Source organism: Tenacibaculum sp., assembly GCF_048269885.1.
GTDB lineage: Bacteria > Bacteroidota > Bacteroidia > Flavobacteriales > Flavobacteriaceae > Polaribacter.
Genome location: NZ_JBLWTZ010000012.1, coordinates 26,913 through 40,416, shown reverse-complemented (window position 1 = coordinate 40,416; position 13,504 = coordinate 26,913). Strand labels below are relative to the sequence as shown.

General features: G+C 32.0%; 11 protein-coding genes. 6 read left to right on the top strand and 5 right to left on the bottom strand.

Annotated elements, in window-relative coordinates; all coding sequences use genetic code 11:
- Positions 1-40: 40 nt before the first annotated feature.
- A complete protein-coding gene (locus tag ACN0WY_RS10355) occupies positions 41-2,164 on the top strand; it encodes a Tex family protein (protein ID WP_417800311.1) in 2,124 nt (707 codons plus the stop codon).
- Between the two features lie 69 nt (positions 2,165-2,233).
- Here ACN0WY_RS10355 and ACN0WY_RS10350 read toward each other — a convergent pair whose 3' ends face one another.
- On the bottom strand, positions 2,234-3,628 hold the full coding sequence (locus tag ACN0WY_RS10350; protein WP_417800310.1) for a hypothetical protein: 1,395 nt from the start codon (positions 3,626-3,628) through the stop codon (positions 2,234-2,236).
- 128 nt (positions 3,629-3,756) lie between these two features.
- Here ACN0WY_RS10350 and ACN0WY_RS10345 point away from each other — a divergent pair, with 128 nt between their 5' ends.
- The 3 genes from ACN0WY_RS10345 (at position 3,757) to ACN0WY_RS10335 (ending at position 7,722) form a co-directional block, all read left to right on the top strand.
- The gene (locus ACN0WY_RS10345; RefSeq protein WP_417800309.1) at positions 3,757-4,275 is read left to right on the top strand and encodes an RNA polymerase sigma factor; all 519 of its coding nucleotides are present in this window, start codon (positions 3,757-3,759) and stop codon (positions 4,273-4,275) included.
- 53 nt (positions 4,276-4,328) lie between these two features.
- A complete protein-coding gene (locus ACN0WY_RS10340) occupies positions 4,329-5,231 on the top strand; it encodes a FecR family protein (protein WP_417800308.1) in 903 nt (300 codons plus the stop codon).
- A gap of 85 nt (positions 5,232-5,316) precedes the next feature.
- Positions 5,317-7,722 (top strand): TonB-dependent receptor, encoded by a 2,406-nt coding sequence (locus ACN0WY_RS10335; protein WP_417800307.1) that lies wholly within the window; start codon positions 5,317-5,319, stop codon positions 7,720-7,722.
- A 123-nt stretch (positions 7,723-7,845) separates the two neighbouring features.
- Here the strand turns inward: ACN0WY_RS10335 and ACN0WY_RS10330 are convergent, their stop codons facing one another.
- The 3 genes from ACN0WY_RS10330 to ACN0WY_RS10320 form a co-directional block, all read right to left on the bottom strand.
- Positions 7,846-10,704 carry a TonB-dependent receptor domain-containing protein gene (locus ACN0WY_RS10330; protein ID WP_417800306.1) on the bottom strand — a complete coding sequence of 953 codons (2,859 nt, stop codon included), beginning with the start codon at positions 10,702-10,704 and terminating at the stop codon, positions 7,846-7,848.
- An 18-nt stretch (positions 10,705-10,722) separates the two neighbouring features.
- Entirely contained in the window at positions 10,723-11,466 is a 744-nt protein-coding gene (locus ACN0WY_RS10325) for an energy transducer TonB (RefSeq protein ID WP_330487920.1), read from the bottom strand.
- A gap of 159 nt (positions 11,467-11,625) precedes the next feature.
- Complete coding sequence (locus tag ACN0WY_RS10320; protein ID WP_417800305.1) at positions 11,626-11,961, bottom strand: single-stranded DNA-binding protein; 336 nt, start codon at positions 11,959-11,961, stop codon at positions 11,626-11,628.
- 171 nt (positions 11,962-12,132) lie between these two features.
- Between ACN0WY_RS10320 and ACN0WY_RS10315 the strand changes: the two genes are divergently transcribed.
- The gene (locus ACN0WY_RS10315; protein WP_330487918.1) at positions 12,133-12,675 is read left to right on the top strand and encodes a GNAT family N-acetyltransferase; all 543 of its coding nucleotides are present in this window, start codon (positions 12,133-12,135) and stop codon (positions 12,673-12,675) included.
- Positions 12,665-13,015 (top strand): hypothetical protein, encoded by a 351-nt coding sequence (locus tag ACN0WY_RS10310; RefSeq protein WP_330487917.1) that lies wholly within the window; start codon positions 12,665-12,667, stop codon positions 13,013-13,015. Before ACN0WY_RS10315 ends, ACN0WY_RS10310 begins: the two co-directional genes overlap by 11 nt.
- Here ACN0WY_RS10310 and ACN0WY_RS10305 read toward each other — a convergent pair whose 3' ends face one another.
- Positions 13,016-13,483, bottom strand: a complete 468-nt coding sequence (locus ACN0WY_RS10305; RefSeq protein ID WP_417800304.1) for a CBS domain-containing protein — start codon at positions 13,481-13,483, stop codon at positions 13,016-13,018.
- Between the last annotated feature and the right edge of the window lie 21 nt (positions 13,484-13,504).

The window sequence follows — 13,504 nt, the reverse complement described above, 5'->3', positions numbered from 1 at the left end:
CGCTATCTATGCGAGGTTTTTTATTCTAAAATACTTTTAAATGCAACTTATCTCCTATATAACCTCTCGTACACAAATCTCAAAACAATCAATTCAAAACACGATTGAACTGTTAAATGAAGATTGTACTATTCCTTTTATATCCCGTTACCGAAAAGAAAAAACAGGAAATTTAGACGAAGTTGAAATTGGTCAAATTGTACAGTTCAAAGAACAATTTGAAGCCTTAGAAAAACGGAAAGCAGCAATTTTAAAAGCCATTGAAGAACAAGATGCTTTAACTGATGAGTTAAAAGCAAAAATTGAAAAGACAGATGATGTAACTACCCTAGAAGATATTTACCTACCTTATAAGAAGAAACGTAAAACCAAGGCTGAAACCGCTCGTAAAAATGGCTTAGAACCTTTGGCGAAGATGATTATGAGTCAGCGAGTAAACGATTTGGACTACACCGCTTCAAAGTATGTAAACAATGACGTTGAATCTGAAGAAAAAGCGTTAGAAGGCGCTCGCCATATTATTGCTGAATGGATTAATGAACGTACGGATATTCGAAATAACATTCGTTATCAATTAGAGCGTTTTGCTACCATTGCAACCAAGGTTGTCAAAACTAAAAAAGAGGACGAAGCTGCTCAAAAATTTAAAGATTATTTTGATTGGGAAGAAAATCTAAGTCGAATTCCTTCTCACCGATTGTTAGCTATTTTACGTGCAGAAAAAGAAGGATTTATTCGTATAAAAATTAGTATAGACGACGAACGAGCATTGCAAAAAATGGAAGACAGAGTTATTCGTTCACATAACGAATGTGCTGAACAAATTGAATTAGCCATTACTGACGCTTACAAACGTTTGTTATTCCCTGCGCTGTCAAACGAAGCTTTAACAATTGCTAAGGAAAAAGCAGACGAAAACGCCATCAACGTATTTGCTAAAAACCTACAACAATTACTGTTAGGTTCCCCATTGGGTGAAAAACGAATTTTAGCTATTGATCCTGGATTCAGAACAGGGTGTAAAGTGGTTTGTTTAAACGAACAAGGAGACTTATTACATAACGAAACTATTTTTCCGCATGCACCTCAACATCAATCTAAAGAAGCAATGAACAAGCTTTGTTCTTTGGCAGATGCTTATAAAATAGAAGCGATTGCTATAGGTAACGGAACCGCTTCAAGAGAAACAGAACAATTAGTAAAACGTGTATATTTTAAAAATTCAGTAGAAGTCTTTGTAGTAAGCGAGGCTGGTGCATCCATTTATTCAGCTTCTAAAATTGCACGAGATGAGTTTCCTAATTATGATGTAACTGTTCGTGGGGCTGTTTCAATCGGGCGTCGATTAGCTGACCCTTTAGCTGAACTGGTAAAGATAGAAGCAAAATCAATTGGAGTTGGGCAATATCAACACGATGTAGACCAAACACAATTAAAAAAATCATTAGATACGGTAGTAGAACACTGCGTAAATAAAGTTGGTGTAAATATTAACACTGCCAGCGCTTCCTTATTAAGTTATGTTTCTGGTATCGGTCCTAAATTGGCTGAAAACATTGTGAACTATCGAAATGAAAATGGGGCTTTTCCCAATAGAATAACGATAAAAAAAGTCCCTCGTTTAGGCGGAAAAGCATTTGAGCAATCCGCTGGATTCCTACGAATTAAAAACGGTGATAATCCACTAGATGATTCTGCTGTACATCCAGAGCGCTATGCTTTAGTAAAACAAATAGCCAAAGATGTTGGCAAAAAAGTAGATGACTTGATTGGAAATTCTTCTGTTTTAAAACAAATTAAACTCCAGCAGTACGTAACTGAATCTTTCGGGTTGCCAACACTACAAGATATTGTGAAAGAGTTGGAAAAACCTGGCTTAGATCCTCGTGAAAAAGCCAAAGCTTTTAGCTTTAATGAACATATTAAAACGATAAATGATGTACGAATAGGTATGGTACTACCCGGAATTGTAAATAACATTACTAACTTTGGTTGCTTTGTTGATATAGGTATTAAAGAAAGTGGCTTAGTACATGTATCCAATCTTGCTGATACATTCGTACAAGATGTTAACGAGCATGTAAGTTTACACCAACATGTTCAAGTTAAGGTACTAGAAGTAGATACTGCCAGAAAACGGATTCAATTAAAACTCGAAAAATAAAAAACCAGCTACTCTAGCTGGTTTTTCCCAATCAAAATCAATAAAAGGAATATAAATTTGGCACTTCCTTTAGTTGATACGTTTTATAACTAACCTTTTATCATTCGCTTCTAAAACTACTTCTGTTTCAGACATTACAGCAACTTCCCACTCTTTATTAAATGCATTTACAGGTTCGTCTGAAAAGTTTAAAGCCAGCATACTCCCATCATTTAACGACTCCCAAACACCTTCTATTACAGCTCCGTCCTTTTTTGCTTTAACTACATTCTCTGAATAAAAATAAATTTGATAATCGGCAAAAACTGCTGTTTCATCTTCTCCGGTATTTTTATAGCTTTCAACAGCCCAAATGCTCCCTTCTGCTAATAGAATAGCATTCAATCCATCTTTTACAGTAGAGCATTGACTTTTAAAGCGAAGGTGGTTTCCTTCAAGTAATAAATGCACACTTACTTCCCCTGAATCTTCTTTAACTTCGTGTAAATACCACGTTCCGTTAAAAGCTGGATAATCCAGTATATTGATTGAAAAACTCATCTCATTCCCTTCTCCTGTTATTTCCCATATTCCTTCTGAAATATCTCCGTTATTATCTATTTTTATTGACCCGTTTTCTCTAAATGAAAATGTAAACATTTTAAACTCTTCCGTAAGATACTCTTCATTTAAGTATAATTTTTCTACACTCCATTCATTACAATTTGCAAATATTTTTTTAATTCCTTCTGTACTACATTTATCACAATCATCATCGTTATAGTCATTATCATCATCTTCATCACAACTATTTTTTGCTTCTTCTAGCGCTTCTTCTAACTCTTGCATATTATTAATATACACATAGGTATCTCCATTTAATATTACTTTAAAAGGAAACTCTATTGTTACTGCTGAGTAGTCTTCTAAGTCTTCAATCAGCTTATGCATTTGTTCATCATCTTCAATGGTAATGGTGAGTATTAACTCTAAATTAGCATTAAATACTGATGCTTTAAGTGGGTAATAAAAATCTAAGCACTCAATATCATCGTCAGCTTCATTTTCTCCTGTACAATTTTCAGCTAAACGCTGTAATTCTTCATCAGAATTTACTGTTTTAACCGTATAATCACTTAGTATAACTTCTATAGGATACGAAATAACAATAGCATCTACATCGTTGTCAAACAAATCAAAAATATCTTCAATTTCTTCATAGCCATCTTCATCATTTACTGTTATTTCTTTTGAATTTACGGTAACGGTCACTGGTAATTTAACACTCAAACAACTAGCCTTATCAATAATATTGTCTTTAGAACCATCTTTTGCAACAGTATTTTTCATCAATTTAGCTACTGTCGAATTTGCAGCAAGTTCATTTTCTATTGGGGGATCAATAATTTGAATCTCTTCCGTTCTACACGAAAACAATATTAGTAATGTACTAAATAGCAACAAGGATGTTTTAAAAAATTTCATAATTTCTGGGTTATTTATTTGTTTTAGTTCGATTTATTGCTCCTTTCATATAAAACAACTAACTTTTACAATATCCCAATAAAAAAATATTTTTTATACCTTTCTCCCTCTTAAAACCTTATTTTAGTTTGTCTAAATCCCTATATCATAACATTTGTGGTGAAAAGAAATTTTCTTTATTGTATAAAAAACATGCTCAAGAGCTGGGTGCTTTTTTATACTACAAGTACGGAAGTGCTTTAAACCCTACCGATAAAGTTCAGGATGCTTTTATTAAGTTATGGGAAAATTGTGAAAAAATAATTCCTGAAAAAGCTAAGTCCTTTCTTTATACCGTTGCTAATAATTTAATGTTAAACGCTGTGAAGCATCAAAGAGTTGTTTTTAAGCACCAAGAGATAAAGCCCAAAGATTACACAAATGAATCTCCTGAATTTATGCTTCGTAAAAAAGAATTTTTACAGCGATATGAAAAAGCTTTATCAAACCTCAAAGAAGAGGAACGTATGGCTTTTATGTTGAATAAAATAGAAGGTAAAACACACAAAGAAGTTGGAGAAATATTAGGCATTACAAAAAAAGTTGCTGAACATAGAATTTATTCGGCGTTTAAAAAATTAAAAAATCAATTAGATGATTTGAAATAAAAATTTTGGGATATTTACCTACTAAGGTGTTTTATTAATATAGACAATCAGTCATGAAGAAGGATGATTTAATACAAAAATGGTTACACAACGAGTTAACCGATAAAGAACAAGCAGCTTTTGACGCTCTGGAAGAAGCCAAGTTTCTTGAGGAAATTATTCAAGAAGGTCAACGTTTTAAAGCTGACAAGCATATTTCTATCCCTTCTTTCGAGAGCTTAAACAAGCGTTTATCTTCAAAAACAACCTCAACAAATTGGTTTTCGATTCTCTCTAAAATTGCCGCAGTATTTATTATAGGTTTAGGAATGTTTTATTTTTTGAATACTGATGACGTAACCGTTTTTAATACTCGATATGCCGAGAGCAAAGTCTTTACACTTCCAGATAATTCTTTAGTAAGACTCAATGAATTTTCTCACCTTGAATACAATGCGAGTACATGGAAAAAGCGACGAAGTTTGCACCTTAAGGGTGAAGCCTTTTTTGACGTTGAAAAAGGAATGCGTTTCGATGTAATAACTAAAAATGGAGTTGTGAGTGTTTTAGGTACTGAATTTAATGTACTAGACAGAGATAGTATTTTGAAAGTTTCATGTTATGAAGGATTGGTGCAAGTGAGTTATAATGATAAAATTACAACACTCCCTGCTGGAAAAGAGTTGAGTATTATAAAAGGCATTGAACAAAACACCCATACCGTTTTATCCCAACCCAAGTGGTTAAAAAACATGAGTGCTTTTGAAAACGCATTACTTACTGATGTTGTTGTTGAACTTGAACAACAATACAACATTAAGATACAACTTAACATACATAATAGTACTCTAAAATTTACTGGTGCTTTTACCAATAATAATCTTGACAAAGCCCTAAAATCTATCACTCATCCGTTTAATTTATCGTACGAAATTAAAAATGAGCAACGAGTAATTATATGGGATGAACAACAGTAAGTTTTACATTTTATTTACATTCTTCTGGTGTCTTTGGCTCTCAAGTATACAGGCCCAGAAAATAGATGAAAAAACACCGCTTAAAGTGGTTTTACAACAAATTGCTTTTACTCACAATGTTCAATTTAACTACAATAGCAATTTAATTAAAAACACCTATACATACCCTGTTTCTAATAAGCTTAACTTAAATGAAAAACTTAAAACACTAGAAGTCCAAACTGGTTTTGTATTTACTCATATAGACACGCAAATAATTGGCATATCTTCTCCCTTAGTAATTTGTGGTTATATCAAAGACATTACCACAAAAACTCCTTTGATTGGAGCAACCATAACTACAAAAAAAAGCCATGCCATAACTAATAATGAAGGCTTTTTTAAACTCAAAGTTAAAAGCAGTTCAGAAAAAATAAACATTCGTTTTGTCGGTTATCATACAATGACTCAGTTAGCTAGCGAATTGGCTTCTACAAACTGCAAAAACCTTTATTTAACTGAGTATCAGGAATTAATTTCTAACATCAGCATTAATGGATATTTGGTAAAAGGTATTGATAAAACTATTAATGGTAGCACAACAATCGATTTTACAAAATTCACACTGCTCCCTGGATTAATTGAAACAGATGTACTACAAACGGTACAAGCTTTACCAGGTATTCAAAGTGTAGATGAAACTGTTTCAAACATTACAATTAGAGGGGGTTCACACGATCAAAACCTTATTTTATGGGATGGCATAAAAATGTATCAAACTGGACATTTTTTTGGATTAATTTCAAGCTTCAATCCAAAAATCACACAAACTGCAACCGTAATTAATAATGGTACTGATGCTTCTTACTCTAATGGGGTTTCAGGAACCATTCATATGAAATCCAATAATGAATTACAAACAGATTTTACTGGAAGTTTGAGTTTGAATTTTATCAATGCCAACATTTTTGCTGATATTCCTTTAGGAAGAAAATCTTCACTACAAATTGCTGCTCGAAGATCTATTGACGATTGGATTAAAACCCCTACCTACCAAAATTACTTTAAACGTGTTACCCAAAGTACCGAAATAGAAAACAATGATAAAAACGTTACCAATTCTAATCAAGATTTTAATTTTTACGATACTTCTTTACGATGGTTGTACACCCCAACCAACAAAGATATTATTCGGGTAAACTTTATTTTAATTGATAATAACTTAACTTTTGATGAAACTGCTATTGTACATAACTCAACAGAAACTAAACAAAGTAGTTTGTCACAACAAAGTATTGCTGGTGGTATTCATTATCGTCGAAAATGGACCCCTAAATTTAGTACCATCATACAACTTTATGAAACAGATTATAACTTACAAGCTACCAATGCAAATATTTTAGATAACCAACGTTTTTTTCAAGAAAACATCGTTTCAGAAACGAATATAAAACTAGAAGCTGCCTACACCAAAAATAACTGGAAATACAGTGGTGGTTATAATTTTGTTGAAACACAAATAACCAATCGTAACGATGTTGACAATCCTAGATATTTAAGATTATTCTCTAATGTTATAAGAGAGCATGCTATTTTTGGACAAACACAATACCATAATTCATATAGTAATATTACAATAAAACCTGGGGTACGTGTAAACTATATTAAAAAATTTAACCAAATACTTATTGAACCTCGATTAAGCATTTATAAAAAAATAAGCAATACTTTTTCTTTGGAAATTTTAGGAGAGTTCAAGCATCAAAACGTATCTCAAGTTATTCATTTCCAAAATGACTTTCTTGGTGTTGAAAAGCGCAGGTGGCAAGCATCTGACAACGATAGCATTCCTATATTAAAAAGCAAACAAGCCTCTATAGGGTTTACCTATAAAAAGAAACAATGGCTTATAGATGCTACAGGATACTACAAAAAGGTTGATGGTATTACCACACAAAGCCAAAGTTTTACCACCAAATATGAATTCAGTAAAAACAAAGGAAGCTACAATGCTTTTGGTATTGATTTTTTATTGCGAAAAAACTTCAAAAACCTAAGTACTTGGTTAAGTTATTCGTTTATTCAAAATACTTACTCTTTTGATAATTTAGTAGAAAAACAATTTTCGAGTAATTTTGATATTACCCACGCTGCTACCATAGGGGGCACATATTCAAATAAATTATTTAACATGTCACTGGGACTAAATTACACCTCTGGAAAACCAACTTCTCAACCTGTTTTGGGTAATGAAATTGTTAATGATGAAATTAATTATGGTACTGCCAATAATAGTAGACTTAAAAATTATTTAAGAGCAGATGCTTCTGCTCTTTACAAAAAACAACTAACTGATGATATAAGTGTAAATATTGGTGTTTCTGTATGGAACTTATTGAACACCAAAAACACTATTAATAATTATTACAGAATAGAACATAACAACGCTAATAAGTATGCTCGTTACTCATTAGGTACAACGCCTAACTTTTTATTGAAACTAAATTTTTAATTAATTCTTTTCTGCCCTCTCTTATATCAAGCCTTAAACTACCAACAACAAAACAACCCACAATTAAAAAGCAGTATCAACCTTAGGTTGATACTGCTTTTTTAAGCTTTAATAAATTGTTTTTTAGTTATTAATTATCCAAGAGATATAATATAACTGACCTATTTTTCCAGATCCAGGAGCTACATAGTATTCTTTTCCAAATAAGTTTGTTCCTCCAATCTTAATTCGAGATTTAATTGATGGAATTCTATAGTTTAATTGTGCATCAATTACTGTTCTTTCAGCAATATCTCCCTTTACAAAGTTTGAAACCCATCTATACTTATCTTGCCATCTTGCACTCACTCCAAAACCAAAATTATTAAACAGATTTTCATTCCCAAACTGTGCCTTTACAGTATGTTTTGGGGTGTTAAAATTAGGTTCAAATAAACCATAATCTTTGTCTTCGTATGTAAAATCAATAAAGTTATAGTTAAGTCCAAAATCAAAATTGCTAAATAGTTTTGTATGCATACCAAAACCAAAACCGTATGACTCTACCTGTGAATTACTATTGGTTGTTATTGTAAAGTCTCTTACTAAACCTGCACTAAACGCTTGATTAGCCTCTTCATCTAATATAACGACACCATCTCTAACAAATCCATACTTATTTTGTGGCTCTTCTAATTCCGCTTCTGTAGCTTTTCTATTTCCGTAAGGGTATACTTTTCCTGCATTGGGTACTGTTACATCTTGATAAAACACGAAGTTGTCATGTGTACTATAAAAAGCATTTATATCTACATCTACATTTGTTTCATTATTTAAACGGAACATACTTCGATACCCTAACTCTATTGTTTTTACTACTTCAGGTACCAACTCATCATACTGAGATTCTATGTAGGTAGCTCCGTTATATGTTGCTTGATCGTAATAAACACTTCTGGTTAACAGCGAGTTATTAAGAATTTCATCTCCTGTTACTGTTCTAGTATCATAAACATAATTGCTTAATTGGTCGTCCCATCTTATAAAATAGCTATCAGGATAAGCTATACGTCTTAAGTTATCTCCAATTGCTCCAACAGTAGTTTTTACTTGAGAATCAAAAAACATATACTGCTCTTGGATACTTGGATTACGGAAACCTGTTTGGTACGACGCTCTTAAAACATGGTTTTTCTCTTCTCCTAAAGCGTAATTCACCGCTAATCTTGGAGAGTAATTTCCTTCAAAATTATCAGATTTATCGTAACGAATAGATCCTGTTAGTTTTAGTCTTTCTTCAAAAAATTTCTTTTGAATTTGTGTATACATCCCATACTCTTCTATACTAACCTTTTCTTTTTTATCATTAAATAGTGTTCCTTTAGATCTTGGATTATATTCACGATAAGAAGCTCCCACTTGTACATCAGCCCATTCGTTTAATAATCTTTTAAAGTTATAATTACCATCTAAATGAGTGTAAGAACTTTTTTCATAAAGCTTACTTCCTCCATCAGAAATTAATGTGCTTGTTATTCTGGTAAACTCTCTAGCGAACCCATTGGTTCCATACGCTAACCTATCTCTATCAGCGTATGCTCTTGCCTCTTCCAATGATTTTCCTTGTACATATCTTTGGTCGTAAAATTCATCTGCATAAACTCCCATCGATTTTACAGCTTCATTTAAAGCGCTTCCTGTTCTTGTTAAATCGTAAGAGTTTCCAGAATTATTTCCTGTATAATACCCTCTTACATAAAAATCATCTCCTTTGACTTCTAATTTATGTTGCCCAATGAAGTAACCACGTTGAGCTAACCTACTTGTTCCTTGAAAAAGGTTATCTCGTAATGATAATCTTGAAGTCAACTGAATTTCTAAAGACTCATCTTTAAAAGGTCTGAAATATAAAGATCCTGAAAACCTAGCATTTTTCGATTTAAAATTATTTCTAACAAGCTCAGCTTCTGTATACCCTGTTCTTCTTAAAAGAGTACCCCAAGCAATATTATCGCTATCATAAAAATTTAAGTCTCGGAAACTCTCATCTCCGTAGGTATTCACTCCATTATAATTAACAGTTGAATTTATTGTTCCATCTATTAATTCATTGGTATCAACCTCTTTATTTCTTAAATCATTGGCATGCCATTCTTCAGCTTCATAGTACGAAAAGTTAACTTTCGCAGCAAAAGCATCATTAAATTTGTACCCCATTCTTACTGCCACATCATAAAAAGGATTATTTCCTCCTGCTTCTTGACTCGTATAACCGCTTTTAAACATAGTCGTGATCCCTGTGTAATCAAAAGGGTTTTTGGTATTCATAAGCATGATTCCATTGTAAGCATTGGCTCCATATAAAGCAGAAGATGCTCCTGGTAAAATTTCAACGCTTTGAATGTCTAATTCAGAAACTCCAGAAAAATTCCCTGTACTATAACTTAACGCCTGAGCAGCTGTATCCATTCCATCAATCATTTGAACAAAACGCGTATTTGCAAAATCGGCAAAACCTCTTGTATTTATTGATTTGAACCCATAGCTCCCTTCTCTAGAGTTAATTCCTTTTAAATTTGTGAGTCCATCATAAAAAGAATTAGAAGTGTTTTTTCTTATATCTGCAAGTCCTAATCTCTCAACAGTTACTGGTGATTCTATAATTCTTTCTGGAACTCTTGAGGCAGAAATAATTACTTGATCTAACAACAAATTTTCTTTTAAGACTACATTTACCTTTTTTTCAAAAGATATAACGGGTACTTCTTCTGTTTTAAAACCAAAAGCAGAAACTATTAATGTTTGAGGCAAGGTATTACTTGATAAAACGATTGTGAAGTTTCCTTCTTCATCCGAAACCGCAAAATTTTCACCACTTGTAATTTTTGCATTGTAAAACGGTTCTAAATATTCATCGTATACAGAACCTGATATTTTTACCTGTGCATAACTTGTTATAGCAGCCAAGGTAAAAACAATCATTACTAATTGTTTTTGTAACATTTTAAATTTAATTGATTTTTATTCTTCTAATGAAAAGTTTATTGGAAAACCATACTTTACAGGTACTCGCTTTCCTTTATTTTTACCTGGTTCAAAGCGTGGTAGCTTAGATACTACTCTTTTGGCTTCTTCATTAAGGATTTCTCCTCCATCAGGACCAAGGGTTTTAATATTTGTTACATAACCATCCCTATCGATTATAAATCGAATCCATACTTCTCCTTCAATATGGTTTCTTACTGCTTCGCCAGGGTAGCGGAAATGTTTATTAATATGCTTAACCATTTCTATGTTAAAACAGTCAAGTCTTTCTTTTTTCTTTGCGTTTTTACACTTGTCAAAAGAGGGTACTCTTTCAACATAATAAAGCTTTTGTGCTTTAGACAATTCTTCTTTCGATAACTTTTCAGTTATTCTTGTTAAATTATCTTTATAGCCTATCTCTTTTACCGCCTCTGTTTTTTCTATTGTTACTTCTTCTGAAGCAGAAACATCACTAACATTTAAAGTACTAACTGAGCTTATAGCTTGAGCTTTTTGCTTTGTAACAGCTCTTTTTTTAAGATACCTTTTACTTGCTGAAATTTTAACTTTGATTTGTCTATCAGCTTTCTTCTTTGAGTTCTTTACAGGCTCAATAGTACATTTTGTTATACTATTAACATCCATCACAGAATCATCAGGAGATTCACATACTTCCTGCTGAGCATAGAAATTAAAAGAGCAAAATAAAAATACTACTAGAAAGAAATTATTTTTCATATACATATGATTTAATTATCTAGTAAATTAGTTTGAAGTTAAAAGTTTGGTGGCGCGAATTTATAAAAATTTTAACATATAGAAAATAATTATTGAAAAAGAACGAGTTAATGTATTAACTCGTTCTTTTTCAAATCTTTTTCTTAGCTAAATTCCCACTTATTTGTTGCCTAACATTAGTAATTCGTTACAAATTACTTCTGTTATATAACGTTTGTTACCTTCTTTATCGTCAAAAGAACGAGAAGTCAACCTCCCTTCGATCATTACTTCTTTTCCTTTTTCTAAGTATTTTTCAACAATTTCTGCTGTTTTATTCCAAACAACTACATTATGCCATTGTGTATCTGTCACTTTTTCACCTTGGGAATTTTTGTACGTTTCATTGGTTGCAATGGCAAACTTTGCTAGTTTTTTTCCACTCTCTAAAATGATGATTTCTGGCATATCGCCTAAATTACCAATTAACTGTACTCTGTTTTTTAGTGCGTTCATAATATTTACTTTTAATGTTAAACAGTTAAGACTTGTCATTCAATCGAATTGACAGTGCAAAGATGAAACAGCAAGCAAATTAAAACCGGTTAGTAATCAGTTGTTTTCGTTTGTAATTGAATGTAATCGTTTAATTATTTTTTAATATATTTGAAATCAAATACTTACAGTATGAAATTTTATTTAGAAACCGAGCGTTTAATTTTAAGAGAACTCCAAGCAAGTGATTTGGAAGGTATGTTCGAGTTAGATTCTAACCCTGAGGTCCATAAATATTTAGGGAACAATCCTATTACGACGCACAAACAAGCTGAAGATGGTATCGCTTTTATACAAGAACAGTATAAAGAGAGGGGTATTGGTAGGTTTGCTTGTATAGAAAAAGCTTCTGGTGACTTTATTGGTTGGTCTGGATTGAAACGTAATGAAGGAGAAAAAGAAGCATTAAATGGTTTTACTAATTTTATTGATATTGGTTATCGTTTTATTCCGCGTTTTTGGGGTAAAGGTTATGCTTCAGAATCTGCTTTTGCTTGTTTAGACTTTGGTTTTAAAAAAATGAATTATGATATTATATACGGCGCAGCTGATGTAGAAAATATTGGTTCTAACAAAATTCTACAAAAAATAGGACTTTTCTTTGTAAATGAATTTGATTATAAGGGAATTGATGTTAACTGGTACGAACTTAAAAAATTAGACTATGAACGATAAGAAGTGCTTAGAATGTGGAGATAAAGTTATTGGTAGGGTTGATAAAAAGTTTTGTTCTGATTACTGTAGAAATGCATATAATAACAAAGTTAACAAGGAGAGTAAAAACCTAATTAGAAACACAAACAACCGGTTACGAAAGAATTATAAAATTCTTTCTGAGTTGAATACTTCTGGTAAAACTAAAGTAACTCGTCGGAAGTTATTTGATAGGGGTTTTGACTTCAAATTTGTTACATCACTTTACACCACAAAAGCAGGTAGTACCTATTTTTATGTGTATGACCAAGGATATTTAGAGTTGGAAAACGAAATTTATTTATTGGTAAAGCAAGATTAGTTATTTCCACGTATTCCCTTTTAATTTCATGGCAGCAATAAGCACATCTTTTTGACTAATTTGCCCCGCTAACTTACCATTTAGAACGATAGGAAAACGTCTTCTACGTGATTTTAAAAATTTATTAGCTGCATCTAAAATATTCATATTACCATCAATTGTTTCAACTTCTCTAACCATGGCTTTTCCAACCGTATTTTTCTTACCAATTGGTAGGTTGTAATACCTACTTTCCGATATTTGTTTTATACAATCACCTTCTGAAATAATTCCTATTAATTCATTTTTTTCATTAACAACAGGTCCGCCTGATATTTTATGTTTAATAAGTATATCTATCGCATCTTCAATAGGTTGTTCTTCTCTAAATGTTATTAATTTTTTGGTCATATAATCAGATACCAAAATTGGTACATTCTCTTCTTGAGGTGTATTCGTCCTCTTTCCTTGAAAACTTTTAATTGCCATAATCTTAAATTTTACTCTTAA